The organism is Aeromonas veronii, from assembly GCA_041319085.1.
Taxonomy (GTDB): Bacteria; Pseudomonadota; Gammaproteobacteria; order Enterobacterales; family Aeromonadaceae; genus Aeromonas; species Aeromonas veronii_F.
In genome coordinates this window covers 3,784,725-3,806,389 of sequence record CP101033.1, presented here as the reverse complement: position 1 = coordinate 3,806,389, position 21,665 = coordinate 3,784,725, and the positions used below count along the sequence as shown (strand labels likewise).

At 57.7% G+C, this 21,665-nt stretch carries 27 protein-coding genes; 17 read left to right on the top strand and 10 right to left on the bottom strand.

Annotated features, from left to right (window positions below):
- Positions 1 to 250 precede the first annotated feature (250 nt).
- Positions 251 to 1,594, top strand: coding sequence for a metalloprotease PmbA (gene pmbA / locus NMD14_18125; GenBank protein XEI34793.1), 1,344 nt, complete (start codon positions 251 to 253; stop codon positions 1,592 to 1,594).
- A gap of 87 nt (positions 1,595 to 1,681) precedes the next feature.
- Here the strand turns inward: pmbA and murA are convergent, their stop codons facing one another.
- The 7 genes from murA to mlaF are packed head-to-tail and all read right to left on the bottom strand — an operon-like array spanning position 1,682 to position 6,199.
- On the bottom strand, positions 1,682 to 2,938 hold the full coding sequence (gene murA / locus NMD14_18120) for a UDP-N-acetylglucosamine 1-carboxyvinyltransferase (protein ID XEI32607.1): 1,257 nt from the start codon (positions 2,936 to 2,938) through the stop codon (positions 1,682 to 1,684).
- Positions 2,939 to 2,956: 18 nt separating this feature from the next.
- Positions 2,957 to 3,214, bottom strand: a complete 258-nt coding sequence (ibaG, locus tag NMD14_18115; GenBank protein ID XEI32606.1) for a BolA family iron metabolism protein IbaG — start codon at positions 3,212 to 3,214, stop codon at positions 2,957 to 2,959.
- On the bottom strand, positions 3,214 to 3,486 hold the full coding sequence (locus tag NMD14_18110) for an STAS domain-containing protein (protein XEI32605.1): 273 nt from the start codon (positions 3,484 to 3,486) through the stop codon (positions 3,214 to 3,216). The genes ibaG and NMD14_18110 overlap by 1 nt, the downstream gene beginning before the upstream one ends.
- A complete protein-coding gene (gene mlaC, locus NMD14_18105) occupies positions 3,483 to 4,112 on the bottom strand; it encodes a phospholipid-binding protein MlaC (GenBank protein XEI32604.1) in 630 nt (209 codons plus the stop codon). The genes NMD14_18110 and mlaC overlap by 4 nt, the downstream gene beginning before the upstream one ends.
- Before the next feature lie 2 nt (positions 4,113 to 4,114).
- The gene (gene mlaD, locus NMD14_18100; GenBank protein XEI32603.1) at positions 4,115 to 4,612 is read right to left on the bottom strand and encodes an outer membrane lipid asymmetry maintenance protein MlaD; all 498 of its coding nucleotides are present in this window, start codon (positions 4,610 to 4,612) and stop codon (positions 4,115 to 4,117) included.
- 7 nt (positions 4,613 to 4,619) lie between these two features.
- Positions 4,620 to 5,399 (bottom strand): lipid asymmetry maintenance ABC transporter permease subunit MlaE, encoded by a 780-nt coding sequence (mlaE, locus tag NMD14_18095; protein ID XEI32602.1) that lies wholly within the window; start codon positions 5,397 to 5,399, stop codon positions 4,620 to 4,622.
- Positions 5,399 to 6,199 (bottom strand): phospholipid ABC transporter ATP-binding protein MlaF, encoded by an 801-nt coding sequence (gene mlaF, locus NMD14_18090; protein XEI32601.1) that lies wholly within the window; start codon positions 6,197 to 6,199, stop codon positions 5,399 to 5,401. Before mlaF ends, mlaE begins: the two co-directional genes overlap by 1 nt.
- Before the next feature lie 207 nt (positions 6,200 to 6,406).
- Here mlaF and NMD14_18085 point away from each other — a divergent pair, with 207 nt between their 5' ends.
- From NMD14_18085 to npr, 10 genes are all read left to right on the top strand, one after another.
- A complete protein-coding gene (locus NMD14_18085; protein ID XEI32600.1) occupies positions 6,407 to 7,402 on the top strand; it encodes a KpsF/GutQ family sugar-phosphate isomerase in 996 nt (331 codons plus the stop codon).
- Complete coding sequence (gene kdsC, locus NMD14_18080; protein ID XEI32599.1) at positions 7,402 to 7,956, top strand: 3-deoxy-manno-octulosonate-8-phosphatase KdsC; 555 nt, start codon at positions 7,402 to 7,404, stop codon at positions 7,954 to 7,956. The genes NMD14_18085 and kdsC overlap by 1 nt, the downstream gene beginning before the upstream one ends.
- Positions 7,953 to 8,513: an LPS export ABC transporter periplasmic protein LptC gene (gene lptC, locus NMD14_18075; protein ID XEI32598.1), complete on the top strand. Its 561-nt coding sequence runs from the start codon at positions 7,953 to 7,955 to the stop codon at positions 8,511 to 8,513. Before kdsC ends, lptC begins: the two co-directional genes overlap by 4 nt.
- Positions 8,500 to 9,018: a lipopolysaccharide transport periplasmic protein LptA gene (gene lptA, locus NMD14_18070; GenBank protein ID XEI34792.1), complete on the top strand. Its 519-nt coding sequence runs from the start codon at positions 8,500 to 8,502 to the stop codon at positions 9,016 to 9,018. Before lptC ends, lptA begins: the two co-directional genes overlap by 14 nt.
- A 12-nt stretch (positions 9,019 to 9,030) precedes the next feature.
- Entirely contained in the window at positions 9,031 to 9,756 is a 726-nt protein-coding gene (gene lptB / locus NMD14_18065; GenBank protein XEI32597.1) for an LPS export ABC transporter ATP-binding protein, read from the top strand.
- A 65-nt stretch (positions 9,757 to 9,821) separates the two neighbouring features.
- Positions 9,822 to 11,261: an RNA polymerase factor sigma-54 gene (locus tag NMD14_18060; protein XEI32596.1), complete on the top strand. Its 1,440-nt coding sequence runs from the start codon at positions 9,822 to 9,824 to the stop codon at positions 11,259 to 11,261.
- Between the two features lie 21 nt (positions 11,262 to 11,282).
- Positions 11,283 to 11,570: a ribosome hibernation promoting factor gene (gene hpf, locus NMD14_18055; protein XEI32595.1), complete on the top strand. Its 288-nt coding sequence runs from the start codon at positions 11,283 to 11,285 to the stop codon at positions 11,568 to 11,570.
- A 2-nt stretch (positions 11,571 to 11,572) separates the two neighbouring features.
- Positions 11,573 to 12,019, top strand: a complete 447-nt coding sequence (gene ptsN / locus NMD14_18050; GenBank protein ID XEI32594.1) for a PTS IIA-like nitrogen regulatory protein PtsN — start codon at positions 11,573 to 11,575, stop codon at positions 12,017 to 12,019.
- A gap of 45 nt (positions 12,020 to 12,064) precedes the next feature.
- Positions 12,065 to 12,931, top strand: a complete 867-nt coding sequence (rapZ, locus tag NMD14_18045) for an RNase adapter RapZ (protein ID XEI32593.1) — start codon at positions 12,065 to 12,067, stop codon at positions 12,929 to 12,931.
- Between the two features lie 20 nt (positions 12,932 to 12,951).
- Positions 12,952 to 13,224, top strand: a complete 273-nt coding sequence (gene npr / locus NMD14_18040) for a PTS phosphocarrier protein NPr (GenBank protein XEI32592.1) — start codon at positions 12,952 to 12,954, stop codon at positions 13,222 to 13,224.
- Positions 13,225 to 13,416: 192 nt separating this feature from the next.
- On the opposite strand, the gene degS is transcribed toward npr, so the two are convergent.
- The 3 genes from degS to NMD14_18025 form a co-directional block, all read right to left on the bottom strand.
- A complete protein-coding gene (gene degS, locus NMD14_18035; GenBank protein XEI32591.1) occupies positions 13,417 to 14,541 on the bottom strand; it encodes an outer membrane-stress sensor serine endopeptidase DegS in 1,125 nt (374 codons plus the stop codon).
- A 109-nt stretch (positions 14,542 to 14,650) separates the two neighbouring features.
- Complete coding sequence (locus NMD14_18030; protein XEI32590.1) at positions 14,651 to 16,012, bottom strand: Do family serine endopeptidase; 1,362 nt, start codon at positions 16,010 to 16,012, stop codon at positions 14,651 to 14,653.
- A gap of 81 nt (positions 16,013 to 16,093) precedes the next feature.
- Positions 16,094 to 16,474, bottom strand: coding sequence for a YhcB family protein (locus NMD14_18025; GenBank protein XEI32589.1), 381 nt, complete (start codon positions 16,472 to 16,474; stop codon positions 16,094 to 16,096).
- 140 nt (positions 16,475 to 16,614) lie between these two features.
- On the opposite strand from NMD14_18025, the gene zapE reads away from it, so the two are divergent.
- The 6 genes from zapE to NMD14_17995 all read left to right on the top strand — a co-directional run bounded on the left by zapE (position 16,615) and on the right by NMD14_17995 (position 21,649).
- Entirely contained in the window at positions 16,615 to 17,709 is a 1,095-nt protein-coding gene (gene zapE / locus NMD14_18020) for a cell division protein ZapE (protein ID XEI32588.1), read from the top strand.
- 266 nt (positions 17,710 to 17,975) lie between these two features.
- Entirely contained in the window at positions 17,976 to 18,404 is a 429-nt protein-coding gene (gene rplM, locus NMD14_18015) for a 50S ribosomal protein L13 (protein ID XEI32587.1), read from the top strand.
- Positions 18,405 to 18,419: 15 nt separating this feature from the next.
- Positions 18,420 to 18,812, top strand: coding sequence for a 30S ribosomal protein S9 (gene rpsI, locus NMD14_18010; GenBank protein XEI32586.1), 393 nt, complete (start codon positions 18,420 to 18,422; stop codon positions 18,810 to 18,812).
- A gap of 295 nt (positions 18,813 to 19,107) precedes the next feature.
- Positions 19,108 to 19,698, top strand: a complete 591-nt coding sequence (gene petA, locus NMD14_18005) for a ubiquinol-cytochrome c reductase iron-sulfur subunit (protein XEI32585.1) — start codon at positions 19,108 to 19,110, stop codon at positions 19,696 to 19,698.
- Positions 19,699 to 19,700: 2 nt separating this feature from the next.
- On the top strand, positions 19,701 to 20,918 hold the full coding sequence (locus NMD14_18000; protein ID XEI32584.1) for a cytochrome bc complex cytochrome b subunit: 1,218 nt from the start codon (positions 19,701 to 19,703) through the stop codon (positions 20,916 to 20,918).
- Positions 20,915 to 21,649, top strand: coding sequence for a cytochrome c1 (locus NMD14_17995; GenBank protein XEI32583.1), 735 nt, complete (start codon positions 20,915 to 20,917; stop codon positions 21,647 to 21,649). The genes NMD14_18000 and NMD14_17995 overlap by 4 nt, the downstream gene beginning before the upstream one ends.
- Positions 21,650 to 21,665: the final 16 nt, after the last annotated feature.

The following is a 21,665-nucleotide window of genomic DNA, read 5'->3' as shown; positions in this document are numbered from 1 at the left end:
CTGTTCCCTTTACGTATAAAGCCGTTTTACGTTCATCAGAATAACGGGTATTTAACGCTCATTTCCGCCCCCGGTCTCCACATTTAGCCTGTAGTAGGTCCAGAAGGTGGACGCAGGCTGCTGGCTAGAGTGGCGACAAGCTGATCGCTGTGTTGTAGAATGGCGATGCTATTCGGTCTGCCTCATGGTATGAAAAACACGTTGCGCAGTAATTTAAATAATTGATTTATAGGGTTTCATTTAAATGGCAGTGGAGCAGCAAGACCAAATCCGCCAGGATCAAGCCCATCTCGAGGCCGTGGTTGCCGAAGCCCTGGAGATAGCCAAAGGACTGGGCGCCGGGCTTGCCGAAGTATCCATCAGCAAGCAGACCGGGTTGTCGGTGAACACCCGGGGTTGTGAACTGGAAAGCATTGAATTCAATAAGGATGGTGCCCTCGGCATCGCCGTCTATCGCGATGGTTGCAAGGGATCCTCCTCGACCACCGATCTGAGCAAACCCGCCATTCGCGCCGCCGTCGAAGCGGCCATCGAGATTGCCCGACATACCTCGCCGGATGCCTGTGCCGGTCTGGCGGACGCCGAGCTGCTGGCCTGGGATGCTCCCGACCTGCAACTGTGCCACCAAATCGAGCTGGATCCCCAGCGCGGGATCGAGCTGGCCATCGAGTGTGAACGCTTGGCGCTGGGCCGCGATGCCCGCATCAAGCACTCCGACGGTGCCGGTTTCTCCAGCCATCTCGGCATCAAGGTCTATGGCAACAGCCACGGCTTCGTCAAAGGCTACGCGGCCTCGCGCAACTCCCTGAGCTGTGTGCTGATCGGCGAGCAGGATGGCGATATGCAGCGGGATTACGGCTACTCCTCCAGCCGTACCCTCGACGGGCTCTGGAGCCCGCAGCGCATCGCCGATGAGGCGGTGGAGCGTACCGTCTCGCGCCTCGGCGCCCGCAAGATCTCTACCCGCCATGCGCCGGTGCTGTTCCACCCTGACACCGCTTCCGGCCTGTGGGGCCATCTGGTGATGGCCATCAGCGGCGGCAACCTCTATCGCAAGTCGAGCTTCCTGCTCGACAAATTGGGCAAGCAGATCCTGCCCGAGTGGCTCACCATTCAGGAGTTCCCCCACCTGCTGGGCGGGCTCGCCAGTACCCCGTTCGATGGTGAAGGGGTGCGGACTCGCGACATGGATATAGTGCGCAACGGCGAGCTGATGAGCTGGCTGCTTACCTCCTACTCTGCGCGCAAGCTGGGGCTGACTACTACGGGTCACGCCGGTGGCATCCACAACTGGCAGGTTTCCAATACCGGCCAGGATTTTCAGGGCATGCTGAAAGAGATGGGCACCGGTCTGCTGGTGACCGAGCTGATGGGGCAGGGGGTCAATATCGTCAATGGCGACTACTCCCGCGGCGCTGCCGGTTTCTGGGTCGAGAATGGCGAAATAGCCTATCCGGTCGAGGAGATCACCATCGCCGGCAATCTGGCCGAGATGTTCAGCCATATCGTGGCGGTGGGCCGTGACGAGGATGAGCGCTCCAGCCTCAAGACCGGCTCGGTGCTGGTGGAAAATATGAAGCTGGCGGGTCACTGATCCCCCTCTCAAGGGAACTGCAGTTATGAAAAAGGCCCCCTCGCCAACGCGAGGGGGCCTTTTTATTGGCCAGCGATCAAGAGGTTATCAGCCCTTGATGCGCTCGATGCGGCCACCCAGACCCTGCAGCTTCTGCTCGATGTCTTCGTAGCCACGGTCGATGTGATAGATACGGTCGACGATGGTAGAGCCTTCTGCAACGAAGCCGGCCAGCACCAGACTGGCGGAGGCGCGCAGATCGGTCGCCATCACCTGGGCACCCTTGAGTTGCTCGGTGTCGCGGCAGATAGCAACATTGCCCTGCAGTTCGATGTCTGCGCCCATCCGAACCAGCTCGGGAACGTGCATGAAGCGGTTCTCGAAGATGGTCTCGGTGACCATGCCGGTACCTTTGGCGACGGCGTTCAGCACGGTGAACTGGGCCTGCATGTCGGTCGGGAAGGCCGGATAGGGGGCGGTCTTGATGGTGACCGGCTTGAGGGTGCGGCCAGTCATGTCGAGGGTGATCCAGTCGTCACCCTTCTCAATCAGGGCGCCAGCCTCTTCCAGCTTGACCAGTACCGCCTCCAGCAGGGAAGGATCTGTCTTGCGGCAGGTGATCTTGCCGCCGGTGACCGCTGCACCCACCAGGAAGGTACCGGTTTCGATGCGGTCAGGTTGGACGCTGTAGTTGCCGCCGTGCAGACGCTCGACACCATCGATGGTCAGGGTGTCGGTGCCCGCGCCCTGAATTTGGGCACCCAGGGTATTGAGGAAGTTGGCCAGATCGACCACTTCCGGCTCGCGCGCGGCGTTTTCGATCACGGTACGGCCATCCGCCAGGGTGGCGGCCATCATCAGATTTTCGGTGCCGGTGACAGAGACCATGTCCATCAGGATGTGGGCGCCTTTCAGACGGCCATCGACACGGGCCTTGATGTAACCATCTTCGATGGCGATCTTGGCACCCATCAGCTCCAGGCCATGGACGTGCAGGTTGACCGGACGGGCACCGATGGCGCAACCGCCTGGCAGGGAGACGTCGGCAGCACCGAAACGGGCGGCCAGCGGGCCCAGCGCCAGAATGGAGGCGCGCATGGTCTTCACCAGCTCGTAGGGGGCGACGTGGTTGTTCACCGCACCGGTCAGCACGGTGACGTTGCCGTTGACCTTGGTGGTCGCGCCCAGCATCTCCAGCAGCTTGATGGTGGTGCCCACATCTTTCAGGCGCGGCACGTTGGAGAGGTGTACCTCTTCATCACAGAGCAGGGTCGCGAACAGGATCGGCAGGGCAGCGTTTTTGGCGCCGGAGATGGTCACTTCGCCGTTGAGAGTACAACGACCATCGATTTTGAATTTGTCCATTTTTACTTTGTTACCAAATCAGGAGGGCAATAGGAATTTACGTTCGCGTTTCCACTCGGCGTCGGTGAACGCCTTGATGGAGAGGGCGTGAATGGCGTTGCTGGCGATCTTGTCCATCAGCGGGGCATAGATGGCCTGCTGCTTCTTGACCCGGCTCATGCCATCAAACATGTCACCGACGGCGATCACTTGGTAGTGACTACCGTCCCCTTTGACATGGACTTCGGACAATGGCAGCGCCTCAAGGAGTATCGATTCAATTTCAGAGACTTGCATTATGTGTCCTCAGTTGTGAGCGGGGTTGACTGCAACAGCCCGGCCACCCCGTAGAGGTTGGCCAGGGTATAGAAATCACTGGAGGCGCCCACCAGTTGCGGTGTGGCGCCTCGCGCTAATACGGCTTTGGCCCATTTGACCAGCAGGGCCAGTCCGGCCGAGTCGAGGGTGGTGACGCCACCGAGATCGAGCTGGTCGTCCTGCCACCATTCGGCGCGGCGTTGCCACAGGTCATTGACCTGTGGCGCCTGCAGATCGCCGCTCAGGATCATTTCTTGAGTACCAGCGGCTTGGCGTTGTGTTCGCGCAACTGGGTGATCACCGCATCGATGCCGTTCTGGCGAATGAGGCCACCCAGCTCGCTCTGTTTGGCGGAGAGCAGGCTGATCCCCTCGGCTACCATGTCGAAGGCTTTCCACTCGCCGCTCTTGCTGTTCTTGCGCAGCTTGAACTCGAGGAAGATGTCCGGCTTACCGGCCTCTTTCACGCTGACGTTGACGGCGGTGATGTTGCCGTTCGGGGCTTTGCCTGGCTCAACCTTGACGGTCTGCTTGTCAAAATGGGCCAGCGCATCGGCGTAGGAGCTCACCATGTACTCGGTGAACACCTCGACGAAGGCATTGCGCTGCGCTTCGGTGGTCTCTTTAATCTGGTTGCCGAGCACCTTGTAGGCGGCGAAGCGGTTGTCCACATAGGGTAGCAGCTCTTCGCGGATGATCACACGCAGGTGATCCGGATTGCTCTTCACCTGGGCCTGATCGGCCTTCAGGCGGGCGAAGGTCTGCTTGGCCGCCTGATCCACCAGCGCATAGGGATCGGTGGCATCGGTGGCTTGCGCGGTCAGGGAAAACAGCATGCTGGTCATCAGACCCAGCAGCAGGGCGATTTTCTTGAACATGGTTACTCCTTCTTGCTGTCTGATTTGCTGTCGGAGGATTGGCTGTAGAGGAACTTGCCAATCAGATCTTCCAGCACGATGGCGGATTTGGTGTCTTCAATCAGGTCACCGTCCTTGAGCATGGCGGTACCCATCTCCTCATCGCTGAAGCCGGGGGTCAGGCCGATGTACTGCTCGCCGAGCAGACCGGAGGTGAGGATGGAGAGGGTGCTGGTATCGGCAAACTCGCCAGCGCTCTTTTGCATCATCAGGGTGACTTCGGGCACCTGGGTTTTCGGGGCCAGTACGATGTCGCTGACCCGACCCACCACCACGCCGCCGACCTTGACCGGTGAACGGACTTTCAGGCCGCCGATATTATCGAAATGCGCGCGCAGGGTATAGGTTTCTCCTTCCGGTTTGAAGCTCAAACCGGCCACTTGCAGGGCCAGCGCCAGAATGGCACCGATGCCAGCCAGCATGAAGATGCCGACCAGGAATTCTACTTTGCTGAACTTCATCTTTACCTTATCCAAACATGACTGCTGTGAGTATAAAATCCAGGCCGAGCACGGCGAGGGATGAGTGGACCACGGTACGGGTCGTGGCCTGACTGATCCCGGCCGAGGTCGGCTTGGCATCATAGCCGTTAAAGAGCGCAATCCAGGTGACCACCAGGGCGAAAATCAGGCTCTTGATGGCGCCCTGCATGATGTCTTCACCCCAGTCAACTGAGGCCTGCATGGCAGACCAGAAGCCCCCTTCGTCCACGCCGAGCCAATCCACGCCGACCAGCTTGCCGCCGAAGATGCCGATCAGGCTGAACATAAAGGCCAGCAGCGGCATGCTGATGACCCCAGCCCAGAAACGGGGAGCCACCACCCGGCGCAGCGGGTCGACCGCCATCATCTCGAGGCTCGAAAGCTGCTCGGTGGCCTTCATCAGGCCAATTTCAGCGGTCAGGGCCGAACCGGCACGGCCGGCAAACAACAGCGCAGTGACCACCGGCCCCAGTTCCCGCAGCAGGGAGAGGGAGACCAGCGGACCCAGACTCTGCTCGGCGCCGAAATCCTTCAATACGTTGTAACCCTGCAACGAGAGCACCATGCCGATGAACAGGCCGGAGACCAGAATGATGGCCACCGACTGCACGCCCACCACATAGAGCTGCTGGATCAGCAGCGGGAAGTGCTTGCGCGGCTCGGGTTTGCCCGCCAACGCATGAAACAACATGATGGAGGCGCGACCGATGGAGCTGATAAACCGCACTCCGACCCGCCCCAGCTTGCTTATTTGACTTATCAACATCAGAGATCCTGTAGCAGATCGCCTGCCGGAAAATGAAACGGAACAGGACCATCGGGCAATCCTTTGAGGAACTGCTCGACTTCGGGATTGTGCTCCTCGCGCAGCTGATCCGGCGTGCCGTGCGCCACCACCTTGCGATTGGCGATGATGTAGGCGTAATCGGCGATGCTCAGCACCTCTTTCACATCGTGGGTGACGATGACAGAGGTGATGCCGAGGGCATTGTTCAGCTCTTTAATCAGCTTGACCAGCACCGCCATGGTGATGGGATCCTGCCCGACGAACGGCTCGTCATACATGATGAGGTCGGGGTCTAGGGCGATGGCCCGTGCCAGCGCCGCCCGACGCGCCATGCCGCCGGAGAGCTCGGAGGGCATCAGTTTCGCCGCGCCGCGCAAGCCCACCGCCTGCAGCTTCATCATGACGATGGTGTGGATCAACTCCTCCGGCAGGCCGGAGTGCTCCCGCAACGGGAAGGCCACGTTGTCGTAGACCGTCATGCCGGTAAACAGGGCGCCGCTCTGGAACAGCATGCTCATCCGCTTGCGCACTTCATAGAGGCGCGAACGGGAGAGGGTGGGGATATCTTCCCCGTCAAACAGAATGTGACCGGACTCCGGTTTGAGCTGGCCACCGATCAGCCGCAGCAGGGTGGTTTTACCGATGCCGCTCGGGCCCATGACGGCGGTCACCTTGCCACGAGGAATGGTCAGGTTGATCCCGTCATACAACAGCCGATCTCCGTGACTGAAGGTCAGATCGGAGATGGTGATCAGGTCATTGTTCAAACAATTGTCCATCCGGTGTAAATGAGGTGCGAATTTTATGGGGTAGTCTAGGTCTAAGCAACAGCAAGGAACAACTATTGAACAGGCCGCCAGCCCATTTGCACGACAGTTTTCTGCAACAAAGAGCGTTATTGAGAGCGGGACTTACCATCCGATTCGCTTATCCGGGCAGACTTTTTTATAATCCCGCAGCTAATTTCGGCCCGGAGCTGTGCCTTTATGTCTGTAAAGCCTGAGAAAGTGTCTGAACTGTTCGATTTTCGTCGCAGTGCCCGCGCGGTGCTGGACACAGAAAAGCAAGCCATTGATGGACTCTATCAGTATCTGAACGACGCCTTCGACCAGGCGTGCGAGATGGTGCTGCGCTGCGGTGGCAAGATAGTGGTCACCGGCATGGGCAAGTCGGGTCATATTGGTAGCAAGATCGCCGCCACCCTCGCCAGCACCGGTACGCCGGCCTTCTTCCTCCACCCGGGAGAAGCGAGTCACGGCGATCTGGGGATGATCTCCAGCGGCGACCTTATCATCGCTATCTCCAACTCCGGCGAGAGCGACGAAATCCTGGCCCTGCTGCCGGTACTCAAGCGCCGTGGTATTCCGCTCATCTGCATGACCGGCAATCCGGCCTCTACCATGGCCAAAGAGGCCAACGTGCACCTGTGCATCAAGGTGGAAAAAGAGGCCTGCCCGCTGGGGCTGGCACCCACTTCCAGCACCACGGCAACCCTGGTGATGGGCGATGCCCTGGCGGTCGCCCTGCTGGAAGCGCGCGGTTTTACCGCCGATGACTTCGCCCTCTCTCACCCGGGCGGGTCGCTCGGCAAGCGTCTGTTGCTGCGGGTCGGCGACCTGATGCACAGTGGCGAGCTGTTGCCCCGGGTGGGGATAGATGCCACCATCAGCCAGGCGCTGCTGGAAGTGAGCCGCAAGGGGCTCGGTATGACGGCGGTGGTCGATGGCAATGGCCTGCTGGCCGGGCTGTTTACCGATGGCGACTTGCGCCGCATTCTTGACCAGCAGATCGATATCCATCACACCCCCATCAGCCGTGTGATGACGGCCAACTGTGTTACCGTAGGTCCAGAGATGATGGCTGCGGAAGCCGTCAAGCTGATGGAAACGAGAAAAATCAACGGATTACTGGTCGTGGATGAAGAGAAACGCCCACTCGGCGCCTTCAACATGCACGACCTGCTGAAAGCCGGAGTCATTTGATGCAAAACGTACCGACCCTCTATGGTCCGGTGACGCGCAGCCAGTTTGAGAAGGCGGCGCAAATCCGCCTGCTGGTGTGCGATGTGGACGGGGTGCTCTCCAACGGCCTCATCTACATGGGAAACAACGGCGAAGAGCTGAAAACCTTCTGTACCCGCGATGGTGCGGGCATGCGAGCGTTGCTCAATGCCGGGATCGAGATCGCCATCATCACCGGGCGCAACTCCCGTATCGTCAGCGATCGGATGAAAAGCCTGGGGGTGGCTCATGTTGTGCAGGGGGCTGATAAAAAGCTGCCTCACTTCGAAGCGCTGCTGGCCAAGCTGGGGCTGACTGCTGAACAGGCCGCCTATATGGGCGATGACACCATCGATCTGCCGGTGATGGCCGCCTGTGGCCTGGGTATCGCGGTGGCTGATGCCCATCCGCTGGTGCTGAGCCGTGCCGATATGGTGACCCGGCTTGGCGGTGGCATGGGCGCGGTGCGCGAGGTGTGTGACCTCATTTTGCAGGCGCAGGGCCATGACGATTATCAGCCCGAGGCCTCGGTATGAGCAGACAGACCCTGTTGTTTGCCCTGCTGTTTCTGGTTGCGCTGGTTGCCTGGCAGCTGGGCAAGGTTGAGCTGGTGCCGGAGAGCACCGTCAAAATCGAAAACTATCAGCCGGATTTTGTCGCCAAAGATCTGGTGACCACCCGTTTTGATATCAACGGCAAGCGCACCGAGCGGCTGGAGTCGACCTACGCCGAGTATTATCAGATCCTCGAGCAGGCCACCTTCGACAAGCCGGTGGTCTACATGTATGACGATCAGGGTACCGCCGAGTGGAAGGTGACCGCCGAAACCGGCGTGCTCAACACCGGCGACAACGTCATCCTGCGGGATAAGGTGCATCTGGATGGTCTGCTGCCCACCTCCTTCATCTCCACACTGGATACCCCCTATCTGGAGCTGGATCTGGTGACACAGGATGTGCGCAGCAACCGGGAAGTGAACATTCTGGGTCGGGATTTCCAGACCCAAGGGGTTGGCCTCAAGGGCCATCTGGACCGCAAATATTTTGAGTTACTGGATCAAGGCCATGCCATCTATTTCAATGAAAAACGCTAATCTGGCCCTCGCAGCCCTATTGTTGTGTGGTGCAGTGACCGCCAAAGAGTCCGACTTTGCCGAGAAGGTCTACGTCGATGCCGTCAAGCAGGTGGCCGAGATGCAGGACAACCGCATCACCTTCGAAGAGGATGTGACCATCAATCAGGGCACCATCAAGATCAAGGCTGACAAGGTGGTGGTGACCCGTTCCGGCGAGAAAGGGGCCGAGGTGATGACTGCCTACGGCAAACCCGCCACCTTCTTCCAGATCCTGGATAACGGCAAGCCGGTCAATGCCCACGGCAACACCATCCGTTACGAACTGAAGAACCGGCTGGTGACCATTACTGGCAACGGTCAGCTCAAGCAGGAAGATAGCCAGGTCAATGGCGATCTGATCCGCTACGACATCGTCAAACAGAAGATGATTGCCGAGAGCAAGAGCCCGAGCCAGCGGGTCAAAACCGTGTTCCTGCCGGATCAGGTAGAGAATTTCGACAAGCCCGCCGACCAGAAGAAGTAGGGAAAATAAGCCATGGCAGTGTTAAAAGCAGTGGGCCTGCAAAAGAGCTACAAGCGCCGCATGGTGGTGAGTGACGTCAGCCTGGAAGTAGGCACCGGCCAGATTGTCGGCCTGCTCGGCCCCAACGGGGCGGGCAAGACCACCTCGTTTTACATGATCGTCGGGCTGGTGCAGCGCGATGCCGGTCTCATCACCATCGACGATCAGGACATCAGCCTGCAGCCCATGCATGTGCGGGCTCGCAACGGCATCGGTTACCTGCCGCAGGAGGCTTCCATCTTCCGTCGCCTGTCGGTGTTCGACAACCTGATGGGGGTGATGCAGACCCGCAAGGGGTTGAGCCGCGAGGAGCGTGAGGACAAGGTTCAGCAGTTGCTGGAAGAGTTCAACATCACCCACATTCGCGACAATCTGGGTCAGAGCCTCTCCGGCGGTGAGCGCCGTCGGGTCGAGATCGCCCGTGCGCTGGCGGCCGAGCCGCGTTTTATTTTGCTGGATGAACCCTTTGCAGGGGTTGATCCGATTTCTGTGATAGACATCAAGAAGATCATTCAGCATCTGAAAGATAGGGGCCTTGGCGTCTTGATTACCGACCACAACGTCAGAGAGACTCTGGACGTATGTGAGAAGGCCTATATCGTCAGCCATGGCAAGATGATTGCCGAAGGTGCACCGGCTGACATCCTCGCCGATGAACAGGTCAAGCGCGTCTATTTGGGCGATCAATTCAGTCTATAGTAAGGGGGCATGCCTTCATTTCCTTTGACGAGTGCCTCGCTGAACATAAGGATATCCCGACGTAGATGAAGCCGACATTACAGTTGCGTCTCGGTCAGTCCCTGACCATGACGCCGCAATTACAGCAAGCGATTCGTCTGCTCCAGCTCTCCACTCTGGAACTTCAGCAGGAAATTCAGCAAGCGCTCGAAAACAACCCCCTGCTGGAGCAGGAAGAGAGCGAGGCGCAAGAGACCAGCCCGGAAGCGCCGGTTGATGCCAGCCAGCTGGATTCCAGCGATGCCATGGCCCAGGAGCAGATGCCGGACGAGTTGCCGGTGGATTCCACCTGGGACGACGTCTACTCCGCCGGTACCGCCCAGAGTGCTGGCCCCATCCATGATGGGGAAGATAGCGTCTATCAGGGAGAGACCACCGAAAACCTGCAGGATTACCTGCTGTGGCAGATGCGGCTCACCCCGTTCAGCGATGTGGATGCCGCCATCGCGCTCGCCATCATCGATGCCATCGATGAATCCGGTTATTTGACCGTTGCGCTGGAGGATATCCAGGTTGCCGTCACCAGCGATGACGTAGAGGTGGAACTCGATGAGGTCGAGGCGGTGCTCAAGCGGGTGCAGCATTTCGATCCGGTCGGCATTGCCGCACGTTCGGTGCAGGAGTGTCTGCTGATCCAGCTGGAGCAGTATGATCCTCAGACCCCCTGGCTCAATGAGGCCAAGGAGGTGATCCTCGAGCACATGGAGCTGCTCGGCAACCGCGATTATCGTACCCTGGCCCGCAAGACCCGACTCAAGGAGAGCGACCTCAAGGAGGTGCTGGACCTGATCCAGCTGCTGGAGCCGCGCCCCGGCAACGGCATCATCCAGAGCGACTCCCAGTACGTGATCCCCGACGTCTCCGTGATAAAAAAGGGCAGCAAATGGGTCGTTGAACTCAATCCCGACTCCGCTCCCCGCATCCGGGTCAACGAGACCTATGCCGCCATGGCCCGCAACGCCCGCAGCAGCACCGACACCCAGTTTATCCGCTCCCATTTGCAGGACGCTAAATGGTTCATCAAGAGCCTGGAGAGTCGCAATGACACCCTGCTGAAAGTGGCCAGTTGCATTGTTGAGCAGCAACAGGGCTTTTTCGAGTATGGTGAAGAGGCGATGAAGCCGATGGTGCTCAATGACATCGCCGAAGCGGTAGAGATGCATGAGTCGACCATCTCCCGGGTGACGACCCAGAAGTATATGCATACCCCCCGTGGTATCTTCGAATTGAAGTTTTTTTTCTCCAGCCATGTGAACACCGAAGGAGGAGGAGAGTGCTCATCGACCGCAATTCGCGCGCTCATCAAGAAGCTGGTGACGGCAGAGAATCCTGCCAAGCCGTTAAGTGATAGCAAGATCGCGGATTTGCTGGCCGAACAGGGTATTATGGTGGCGAGACGCACGATCGCTAAGTATCGCGAATCCTTGTTTATCCCACCTTCCAATCAGCGCAAACGCCTGGTTTAGGCAAAACAAAAGGATGATGTTATGCAAATTAACCTGACCGGACACCATGTCGAGATCACCGAAGCTCTGCGTGATTATGTGAATAACAAATTTGCCAAACTCGAGCGTCACTTTGACCACATCAACAATGTTCATGTGGTGCTTAGCGTGGAAAAACTGAACCAGATAGCGGAAGCCAAATTGCACGTCAGCGGTGGCGAAGTGTTTGCCAACTCTGAACATGCCGATATGTATGCTGCGATAGACATCTTGCTCGACAAGCTGGACAGGCAGATCATCAAGCACAAAGATAAGTTAAATAAAAAATAACTATGCAACTTGAACACATACTGAGTCGGGACTGCACCAAGAGTGCAGTCCCTTGTACCAGCAAGAAACGCGCCCTCGAAATCATCAGCGAGCTGGCCGCCGAACGCCTTGGCACCTCCCGCCAGGCGCTGTTCGAATGCTTGCTGGCCCGCGAAAAAATGGGCAGTACCGGGATCGGTGCCGGTATTGCAATCCCCCACGGTCGCATTGACGATGAGTTCCCGCCAACCGCGATCCTGATGACCTTTGCCGACCCTATTCCTTTCGACGCCATCGACAATCAACCGGTTGACCTGCTGTTTGCCTTGCTGGTGCCTGAAAGCGAGTGCAAGCAGCATCTCAAGACCCTTTCTCTGATGGCTTCCAAGCTGGGTGACAAGGCGGTCTGCCGCCAGCTGCGTCAGGCAACCAGCGATGAAGAGCTCTATCAGATCATGACCTCGGCCTGACCGCAGGCCAAGGATGCGACACCCGTTTTGGCGTGAGGGAACAAGATGCAGTTAATCGTGGTAAGTGGACGTTCGGGCTCCGGTAAAACGGTAGCCCTGCGAGTGCTGGAAGATCTGGGTTACTACTGTGTGGACAACCTGCCGGTTAATCTGCTGCCCCAGCTAATTGTCTCGGTCGAGAGCCAGTATGACAAGCTGGCTGTCAGTATCGATGTGCGCAACCTGCCGAGCGATCCGGAGAAACTGGAAAATCTGCTGGCTCAGGTGAGGAATGAAGGGCGGGTGGAGTTTTCCAGTTTCTTTTTCGATGCAGATAATGCAACCCTGCTCAAGCGTTATGGCGAGAGCCGCCGCTTGCACCCTTTGTCACGCAACAAACTGTCGCTGGATGAGGCGATTCGGGAGGAGACCCACCTGCTGGCGCCCATCTCCTCGACCGCTGACCTGCGCATCGACACCACCACCCTCAGCATTCACGACCTGAGCGAACTCATCAAGACCCGGGTGCTTGGCAAGAAAGAGAACGAACTGGTGCTGGTGTTCGAGTCGTTCGGCTTCAAGTACGGCATTCCCAAAGATGCTGACTTCGTGTTCGATGCCCGCTTCCTGCCCAACCCGCACTGGATCCCCGAGCTCAAGCCGTTTACCGGCAAGGATGAGCCGGTCGCCAACTACCTCTCGGCGCAGGCTGACGTGATGCTGTTTACCCAGCAGATCGAAAACATGCTGCTGACCTGGTTGCCCCATCTGGAGCGCAACAATCGCAGCTACCTCACGGTCGGCATCGGTTGCACCGGCGGTCAGCACCGCTCGGTCTTTATCGCAGAACGGTTGGCCAGCGCGTTCCGCTTGCTTGGCAAGAACGTGCAGATCCGCCACCGCACACTCGACAAGAGTGCCCCCCAATCCTGACGGACCAATAGGACGACCCGATGACTGTTTCCGCCTCGGTTGAAGTGAAAAACAAGCTGGGCATTCATGCCAGACCGGCCATGATGCTGTTCGAGCTGGTGCAGGGGTTCGATGCCCACGTGCTGCTGCGCAATGAAGAGGGCGTGGAGGCCGATGCTGACAGCATCATCGGCCTGCTGATGCTGGATTCTGCGCAAGGGCGGCAGGTGGAAGTACAGGTTGAGGGCCCCGAAGAGGTCGAGGCCCTGGCCGCTGTGGTGGAGTTGTTCACCTCCGGCTTCAACGAGGAGTAGTCACTGCTCGTTTTTGTGCTCATCCGCAATGCAATGATCTGCTGTGCAATCATTCAGGATTCGCAGTATGGCAGCAGGAGATAGTTGACCTCCTTGCTGTATCGATGAATCCGAGTCTCGGGCGATTATCTCCTCAGCAATATCATTTCACTCGTGGCAAGCATGCCGCCGCTCCACAGCCGGAGCGGCGTTTTAGCTGGTAGATGCGGCGCTCGCGCTAGCCATTTTCTGCTGATAGCGCAGGTCTTCCTCTATGGTGACCACCACTTCCAACGGTTTGCCGGAGCGGAATATCGAGATGGTCAGCTTGGTACCGGGGCGGCTCTCGACAATCTTGTCCATGGCGCTGCGCACGCCACTGATCGCTTCTCCGTTGATCTTGAGCAGCACATCCCCTCGCAGCAGGCCGCCTTTGGCCGCCGGGCCGTTGGGATCCAGACTCTCTACCACCAGCCCACGCAGGTCGCCGAGGTTCATCATCCGCGCGACTATGGGGTTGATCTCGACGCTGGAGATCCCGAGGTAGCCACGGATCACCCGACCGTTGGCGATCAGCTCATCCATGATCCGTTTTGCCAGCCGGTAGGGGATGGCGAAGCTGATGCCGTAGCTCTCCTGATTGCCGTTGAGGTGATAGGTAGCGGTGTTGATCCCCACCAGATCGCCACGGCCGTTGACCAGCGCCCCCCCCGAGTTGCCCTCGTTGATGGCGGCATCGGTTTGCAGCAGATCCTGACGGCCATTGCTGTCGGGCCCCATGCTGGAGAGGCCGGTACGGCCGGTCGCGCTGATGATGCCCTGGGTGATGGTCTGGCCGACGTTGTAGGGGTTGCCGATGGCGAGCACCACATCCCCCACTTCTGGCAGTCGCTCCGGATCCTGCGGGATCACCGGCAGGTTGTCTGACTCGATATAGAGCACGGCGAGGTCGGTGAGCTGATCGGTGCCGACCAGCTCGGCGCTGAAGACCCGGCCATCCTGCAACGCAACGATGATCTGGTCGGCATCGGCGATGACATGGTAGTTGGTCAGTACATAGCCGCGCTGGTTCATGATGACGCCGGAACCCAGCCCCTGCGGGCGCAGTTCCCCCTGATTGCCCTGGTTGGGGGCAAAGCTGCGGGTATAGATGTTGACGACGGCAGGGCCTGCCCGATGGGCGGCATAGGAGAAACTCAGTTCACGGGCATTGGTGATGATGCCGGGCAGTTGGGCACCACCGCGAAAATGGGGAAACAGCAGCAACAGCAGCGCCGCGACGGTCAAACCAAAACCGACAGACTTGCCCAAGTAACTGACTAAAGGGGGAATTTTCATGTCATTCTCATCCGTACAGGCTGCGCGCAGAGAATAACACTATCGGTGGATAAAAATCACCCGCGGTGAAGGCCGCGGGTGATAGAGGGGTTGGCAAACAACCCGAGTGTTAGCGGATCACCAGATAGAGCGAGGAGTCACCGCGCTGGATGTTGAGCGCCAGCACGTCAGGCTTGTTCTTGAGCGCCTTGGTCAGCTCGCCCAGGGTGTTGATGCGCAGGCGGTTGACCCCGATGATGATGTCACCCTTCTGCAGGCCGGAAGCGGCGGCCGGAGAGCTAGGATCAATGTCGGCCACCGCGACGCCGGAGACCGGATCGGTAGTGGTGCTCAGCTTGGCCCCTTCCAGTGCCGGATGCAGCGCGCTGGCGCGCACTTCGCTGTCATCGGCCTGCTTCAGGGTCACCTTGGCAGTTTGAGACTTGCCATCGCGGATCAGCCCCAGTTCGACCTGCTTGCCAGCGCCCATGGTGGCGATCTTGGCGCGCAGCTCACCGAAGGAGCGAACCGGTTTGCCATCGATGCTGACGATGATATCACCGGCCTTGATGCCCGCCTTGTCTGCCGCCGAATCAGGCATGACCTGATTGACGAAGGCACCATCCTTCTTGTTGTAGCCGAAGGTTTTGGCGATGTCGGAGGTGAGCTCGGTGCCGGTAATCCCCAGCTGGCCGCGGCGCACTTCACCGTACTTGACGATCTGCTCGGTCAGATCCCGCACCATGTTGGAGGGGATGGCAAAGCCGATGCCGATGTTGCCGCCGTTCGGGCCCAGAATCGCGGTGTTGATACCGATCAGCTCACCACGCAGGTTGAGCAGGGCGCCGCCGGAGTTACCGGAGTTGATGGCCGCATCGGTCTGGATGAAGTTCTCCAGATTCTCGATGTTGAGGCCGCTGCGACCCAGCGCGCTGACGATACCAGACGTGACGGTCTGACCCAGACCAAACGGGTTGCCGATGGCCAGCGCGTAGTCACCCACCCGCAGCTCGTCGGAGTCGGCGAACTTGATCTGCACCAGATCTTCCGCCTTGATTTGCAGCAGGGCGATGTCGGATTGCTTGTCTTCACCGATCTTCTTGGCCGCATATTCACGACCATCCTTCAGGTTGACCTTGATCTCGTCCGCCTCGTGAACCACGTGGGCGTTGGTGATCACGTAACCCTTCTTGGCATCGACGATGACACCGGAGCCGAGCGCCTGGAACGGCTGCTCGCTCACCTGTTCATCGGGCATGTTGGGGCCGAAGAAGAACTTGAACTGCTCCGGCAGACGCTGACGGGTAATTTTTTTGCCAGAAACCGAGATATTGACCACCGCCGGGGTGACCTGTTCGAGAACAGGCGCCAGGCTGGGCATCTCCTGATTTGAGCCTAACAGGGAAGGCAGTGCAGCCTGAGCAGGGGCCGCAGACATGGCGATACCGACACTGAGGGCTAGCACACTGAGCATGGAAAGAGGTTTACGCATATGAAAAACAGCTCCCAGAAAAAGTTGCATTGCAATCGTCAAGGTCAGACCACGGGACTGGCCAATTAGTTCCGCGAGGAACTAGTTTGGCTGCTTGAGCAGCCCGGAAGAGGCGCCAGCATAGTCGCGAGGCGGAACACCCGGCTCCTCTGCCACATTGGTAGGGGCTTCTTCTGTCAATGACTCGCGGAACAGTGGTTCCTGCGCCTTGGCCAGGAATTTGCTCTGTTCGGCCATGTGGCGATAGAGGGTCTGATACTGCTCGGCCAGTTGTTCCATCAGCGCGGCACTGTCGGCGAAGTGGGTGTTGATCTGGCCCTGATAACTCTCGAGCTCCTTGTGGGCCTTCTTCAGTTCCTGTTCCAGACGGCCAGCATCGCGGCTACGCACCGAAAAACGGCCGAGAACGATACCGATAATCAAGGCCGCGACAGCCAGCAGGATCCCAGTTAACAGACTCATAGATGCTCCTTGTTACAGCTAAAACAGAGTGGGTTTATGCGGTCGTCATAACCGCCATGCCTTGATGGCACTATACCGTGCGTCCTGAGGCCGTGATACCATTTTGTCCTCGATTCAGGGACTTGGAGAGGCGCTCAAGGATGACACCGCAGCAAAAATACCAGCAGGATCTGCTGCGCCCCGGCTTTGTGGCCGACCCCGCGCAGGGGATGGCCATTAGCAGGCTGGAGCGACTGTATCAGGATTTGCTACGGCGCCCGACTCCGACCAGATCCCGCGGGCTGCTGGGGTGGCTGCAAAAGCCCAAGCTGCCGGAGCCGATCCTCGGTATCTATATGTGGGGCGGAGTAGGCCGAGGCAAGACCTGGCTGATGGATACTTTTTTCGACAGCCTGCCGGGGACGCGCAAGATGCGCAGCCATTTCCACCGCTTCATGCACCGCATTCACGATGAACTGCAGGGGCTGAGCGGGCAACCCGATCCCCTCAAACTGGTGGCCAGCAAGCTTGCCAGCGAGACAGACATCATCTGTTTCGACGAATTTTTTGTCTCCGACATCACCGACGCCATGCTGCTGGGCACGCTGTTTCAGGAGCTGTTTGGCCACGGCGTCGTGCTGGTCGCTACCTCAAATCTTCCGCCGCAGGATCTTTATCGCAACGGGTTGCAGCGAGCCCGTTTTCTACCAGCTATCGAGCTGATCGAGCGCCATTGCGAGGTACTTAACGTGGATGGCGGTATCGACTATCGCCTGCGTACGCTGGAACAAGCCGAGATTTATCACTGCCCGCTGGATTTGCAGGCAAAAGCCAATCTTGACCACTATTTTCAACAATTAACCGGTGGTCACACGGCTTGCGAGGGGACGTTCGAGGTCAATCATCGTCAGCTGACGTCGCTCGGGATGGGGGAAGGGGTGCTCTATATGGAATTCGAGCAACTTTGCTGTACTCCCCGCTCCCAGAACGACTATATCGAGCTGGCCAGGCTGTTCCATACCGTTCTGCTGGCCAATGTGCAGCCAATGGGCACAGGCACGGATGACGCGGCTCGCCGCTTCATTGCCATGGTCGATGAGTTTTATGAACGGCACGTCAAGCTCATCATGTCGGCGGCGGTTCCCATGGCAGAACTCTACGGCGAAGGGCTGCTGAATTTCGAATTCCAACGCTGTCTTTCACGGCTTCAGGAAATGCAATCGCACGAATACCTTGCCAGAGTGCACCTTCCTTAGTCACAATACCGCGCCTGCCAGTCGGATGGGCATCTGCGGCAGGTAGGGCCGGGCGACATTTGCTGGTTTCATGGCAGTGAAATTAGCAGGTGATATTTAAGGCAACTTCACTTATAATCGCCCGGCCCACGTTACAGCTGTCGATAAGACAGCAACACTTTAAGCTTTACTTGTATTCGAAGGGGTACAGGTAGGCCATCGTTTGTTGTTTGTGGGAGAGCCCCCATAAGCAATTGGGTCTGTAACAGGTAATTGGGTTTAACTTAATGAAAACTTTCGTTGCCAAGCCAGAAACCGTAAAACGTGACTGGTACATTGTGGACGCAGAAGGTAAAACTCTGGGTCGTATCGCAACCGAGATCGCTGCTCGTCTGCGTGGTAAGCACAAAGCTGAGTACACTCCGCACGTTGACACCGGTGATTACATCATCGTTGTAAACGCTGAGAAGGTACACGTAACCGGTAAGAAATTTACCGACAAAATGTACCACGCTCACTCCGGTTTCCCGGGTGGTATCAAGTCAATCAGCTTCGACAAGCTGATTCAGCGTAAACCGGAAATGGTAATCGAAGCTGCCGTCAAAGGCATGCTGCCGAAAGGTCCTCTGGGCCGTGCCATGTTCCGTAAACTGAAAGTTTACGCAGGCGCCGAGCATGCTCATGCTGCTCAGCAACCTCAAGTACTGGATATCTAATCGGGAACTGGCAACATGGCAGAAAATCAATACTACGGTACCGGCCGTCGCAAAAGCTCCACTGCTCGCGTATTTATCAAAGCGGGTAGCGGCAAGATCGTAATCAACCAGCGCTCCCTGGAGCAGTACTTCGGCCGTCCGACTGCCCGCATGGTAGTTCGTCAGCCGCTGGAACTGGTTGAGATGACCGAGAAACTGGACCTGTACATCACCGTTAACGGTGGCGGCATCTCCGGTCAAGCTGGTGCGATCCGCCACGGTATCACTCGTGCTCTGATGCAGTACGACGAAACCCTGCGTTCCGAACTGCGTAAAGCTGGCTTTGTTACTCGTGATGCCCGTAAGGTTGAGCGTAAGAAAGTCGGTCTGCACAAAGCTCGTAAGCGTCCGCAGTACTCCAAGCGTTAATTCGCTTTTGGTACTCACTCTTTCGAGTGTCAAAAAAGCCTGGCAACCGCCAGGCTTTTTTTATTGGTAATATTACCGACATCAATGCTAACCACGCGTCACAAAAGACAAAAAATTGTTTCTTTATTGTTTTCATTGCTCACCGCTCTTTCTTGTCAAGTTGTTATCTTTTCTTTAAAATTTCCCCTGTTTTCTGTGGCAATTGTAAATCCAGCTTCCGCCGCTGTTGTCACGGGAAAAATGGGGAACAGGGACACTATAAGAATGTGCGGAGTCCACATGGGAGAGTTTTTGGATGAGCAATGCGCCAGTTGATACCGGTCGCCGCAGATTTCTTACCTGGTCAACGGTTGCCGTTGGTGGGGTAGGAGCTGCGTTTACCGCAGTGCCGTTTATAAAGTCATGGAATCCGAGCGCCAAGGCCAAAGCAGCCGGTGCGCCGGTTGAAGTCGATATCAGCAAGTTGGAACCGGGTCAGCTCATCCGTGTCGAGTGGCGAGGCAAGCCTGTCTGGGTGGTGAAACGCACCAAACAGACGCTGGATGCCTTGGCCGCGCATGATGACAAGCTGCGGGATCCCTCATCTGAAGAGCCGCAGCAGCCTGACTATGCCCATAACGGGTACAGATCGATCAAGCCCGAAATTTTTGTCGCAGTTGGTATTTGTACCCACCTTGGGTGTTCACCTTCCTATCTGCCTGACAGCTTTGGCGAGCAGGTGCAGGGCGTCACGTCCGGCTTCTTCTGCCCGTGCCACGGCTCCAAGTTCGACATGGCCGGCCGTGTGTTCCAGGGGGTGCCAGCACCGCTGAACCTGGTCATTCCGCCCTATCAATTCATTAATGACACCACCATCCAGGTCGGTGCCGATGGCAAGGAGGCCTGACCATGTTGAGTAAACTGATGGGCTGGATCGATTATCGATTCCCGCTCACGGCCATGTACAACGACCATATGGCCAAGTATCCGGCACCGAAGAACCTGAACTTCTGGTACTTCTTCGGCTCGCTGGCCATGCTGGTGCTGGTCAACCAGATCATCACCGGTATCTGGCTGACCATGAACTACAACCCCTCTGCGGAAGGTGCGTTTGCCTCCGTGGAGTACATCATGCGCGATGTGGAGTACGGTTGGCTGCTGCGATACATGCACTCCACTGGCGCCTCCGCCTTCTTTGTGGTGGTCTATCTGCACATGTTCCGCGGCATGATCTATGGCTCTTATCAGAAGCCTCGGGAACTGCTGTGGATCTTCGGTATGCTGATCTTCCTGGTGCTGATGGCGGAAGCCTTCATGGGCTACTTGCTGCCCTGGGGCCAGATGTCATTCTGGGGTGCCCAGGTCATCATCTCGCTGTTTGGCGCCATTCCGGTCATCGGTGACGATCTGACCCTGTGGATCCGTGGTGACTATGTCATCTCCGGTGCGACCCTGAACCGCTTCTTCGCGCTGCATGTCATCGCGTTGCCGCTGGTGCTGGTGATGCTGGTTGCCATGCACATTCTGGCGTTGCATGAGGTGGGCTCCAACAACCCGGATGGCATCGATATCAAGAAGCACAAGGATGAAAACGGCTGGCCGCTCGATGCGGTAGCGTTCCACCCTTACTTCACCGTCAAGGATATGATCGGTGTGGCAGGCTTCCTGTTCTTCTTCTGCGCCATCATCTTCTTCAAGCCGGATATGTGGGGTTATTTCCTCGAGAAGCCGAACTTTGAAGTGGCCAACGGGCTGAAAACCCCGGCGCATATCGCGCCTGTGTGGTACTTCACGCCGTTCTACGCCATTTTGCGGGCAGTGCCGGACAAGCTGCTTGGCGTCATCATGATGGGTCTCTCCATAGTGGTGCTGTTCCTGCTGCCGTGGCTGGATCGCTGCAAGGTGCGCTCGGTGCGCTATCGCAGCAAGCTGCACAAGCTGAACATTGCCCAGTTTGTGGTGTGCTTCGTGATTCTGGGTATCCTCGGGGTGCTGCCGTCGACGCCGACTCTGACGCTGATCGCCCAAATTTGTACCTTGGGTTATTTCGGGTTCTTCGTCCTGCTGTTCTTCTATAGCAAGAACGAAAGCACCAAGCCGCTGCCGGAGAGGGTGACATTTAAATGAAAAGAATAATATTTGCAGTGCTGACCCTGCTGCCGTCACTGGTGTTTGCCAATACCGGATCCGTGCATCTGGATAAGGCCAACTATGACCTGAGCGACAAGGCTTCTTTGCAGCGTGGCGCCGCCACCTTCATGAACTACTGCTTTGGTTGCCACAGCACCCAGTACCAGCGTTACAACCGGGTGGCAGAGGATCTGGGGATCCCGGCCGATCTGATGGCTGACAATCTGATCGTCAATGGAGCCAAGATTGGTGACCTGATGGAAAACTCGGTCTCGGAGAAGGATGCTGCCAAGTGGTTTGGTGCGCCGCCGCCCGATCTGACACTGGTTGCCCGGGTGCGTGGTGCAGACTGGATCTACACCTACCTGCGCTCCTTCTACGTGGATGAAACCCGTCCGTTCGGGGTGAACAACGCCGTATTCCCGTCCGTGGGCATGCCCCATGTACTGGAGCCGTTGCAGGGTACCCCCCGTGCCGAGTTTGCCACTCACATGGTCGATGGCGTGGAAACCCATCAGGTTGTCAGCATCAAATCTGATGGCAATGGTGAAATGAATAACGAAGAGTATGATCAGACGGTGCTGGATCTGGTAAACTTCTTGGTCTACTCGGCTGAACCGGTACAACAGGAGCGTGAACGTATGGGCTTCTGGGTGCTTGGCTTCATCGTGATCTTCTTCATCTTCACTGTGCTGTTGAAGAAGGAATTCTGGCGCGACGTTCACTAAGCGACCAGATCCGGGT

What these genes read in the sequence shown, in the direction of transcription:
- mlaD (XEI32603.1), bottom strand. Translation starts at nt 4,612, where the DNA reads ATGAAGTTCAGCAAAGTAGAATTCCTGGTCGGCATCTTCATGCTGGCT.
- NMD14_17995 (XEI32583.1), top strand. Translation starts at nt 20,915, where the DNA reads ATGAAAAGAATAATATTTGCAGTGCTGACCCTGCTGCCGTCACTGGTG.
- petA (XEI32585.1), top strand. Translation starts at nt 19,108, where the DNA reads ATGAGCAATGCGCCAGTTGATACCGGTCGCCGCAGATTTCTTACCTGG.
- NMD14_18030 (XEI32590.1), bottom strand. Translation starts at nt 16,012, where the DNA reads ATGCGTAAACCTCTTTCCATGCTCAGTGTGCTAGCCCTCAGTGTCGGT.
- NMD14_18085 (XEI32600.1), top strand. Translation starts at nt 6,407, where the DNA reads ATGTCTGTAAAGCCTGAGAAAGTGTCTGAACTGTTCGATTTTCGTCGC.
- rpsI (XEI32586.1), top strand. Translation starts at nt 18,420, where the DNA reads ATGGCAGAAAATCAATACTACGGTACCGGCCGTCGCAAAAGCTCCACT.
- mlaF (XEI32601.1), bottom strand. Translation starts at nt 6,199, where the DNA reads ATGGACAATTGTTTGAACAATGACCTGATCACCATCTCCGATCTGACC.
- lptA (XEI34792.1), top strand. Translation starts at nt 8,500, where the DNA reads ATGAAAAACGCTAATCTGGCCCTCGCAGCCCTATTGTTGTGTGGTGCA.
- kdsC (XEI32599.1), top strand. Translation starts at nt 7,402, where the DNA reads ATGCAAAACGTACCGACCCTCTATGGTCCGGTGACGCGCAGCCAGTTT.
- NMD14_18000 (XEI32584.1), top strand. Translation starts at nt 19,701, where the DNA reads ATGTTGAGTAAACTGATGGGCTGGATCGATTATCGATTCCCGCTCACG.
- degS (XEI32591.1), bottom strand. Translation starts at nt 14,541, where the DNA reads ATGAAAATTCCCCCTTTAGTCAGTTACTTGGGCAAGTCTGTCGGTTTT.
- NMD14_18060 (XEI32596.1), top strand. Translation starts at nt 9,822, where the DNA reads ATGAAGCCGACATTACAGTTGCGTCTCGGTCAGTCCCTGACCATGACG.
- NMD14_18025 (XEI32589.1), bottom strand. Translation starts at nt 16,474, where the DNA reads ATGAGTCTGTTAACTGGGATCCTGCTGGCTGTCGCGGCCTTGATTATC.
- npr (XEI32592.1), top strand. Translation starts at nt 12,952, where the DNA reads ATGACTGTTTCCGCCTCGGTTGAAGTGAAAAACAAGCTGGGCATTCAT.
- ptsN (XEI32594.1), top strand. Translation starts at nt 11,573, where the DNA reads ATGCAACTTGAACACATACTGAGTCGGGACTGCACCAAGAGTGCAGTC.
- rplM (XEI32587.1), top strand. Translation starts at nt 17,976, where the DNA reads ATGAAAACTTTCGTTGCCAAGCCAGAAACCGTAAAACGTGACTGGTAC.
- NMD14_18110 (XEI32605.1), bottom strand. Translation starts at nt 3,486, where the DNA reads ATGATCCTGAGCGGCGATCTGCAGGCGCCACAGGTCAATGACCTGTGG.
- mlaC (XEI32604.1), bottom strand. Translation starts at nt 4,112, where the DNA reads ATGTTCAAGAAAATCGCCCTGCTGCTGGGTCTGATGACCAGCATGCTG.
- lptC (XEI32598.1), top strand. Translation starts at nt 7,953, where the DNA reads ATGAGCAGACAGACCCTGTTGTTTGCCCTGCTGTTTCTGGTTGCGCTG.
- hpf (XEI32595.1), top strand. Translation starts at nt 11,283, where the DNA reads ATGCAAATTAACCTGACCGGACACCATGTCGAGATCACCGAAGCTCTG.
- rapZ (XEI32593.1), top strand. Translation starts at nt 12,065, where the DNA reads ATGCAGTTAATCGTGGTAAGTGGACGTTCGGGCTCCGGTAAAACGGTA.
- ibaG (XEI32606.1), bottom strand. Translation starts at nt 3,214, where the DNA reads ATGCAAGTCTCTGAAATTGAATCGATACTCCTTGAGGCGCTGCCATTG.
- lptB (XEI32597.1), top strand. Translation starts at nt 9,031, where the DNA reads ATGGCAGTGTTAAAAGCAGTGGGCCTGCAAAAGAGCTACAAGCGCCGC.
- zapE (XEI32588.1), top strand. Translation starts at nt 16,615, where the DNA reads ATGACACCGCAGCAAAAATACCAGCAGGATCTGCTGCGCCCCGGCTTT.
- murA (XEI32607.1), bottom strand. Translation starts at nt 2,938, where the DNA reads ATGGACAAATTCAAAATCGATGGTCGTTGTACTCTCAACGGCGAAGTG.
- mlaE (XEI32602.1), bottom strand. Translation starts at nt 5,399, where the DNA reads ATGTTGATAAGTCAAATAAGCAAGCTGGGGCGGGTCGGAGTGCGGTTT.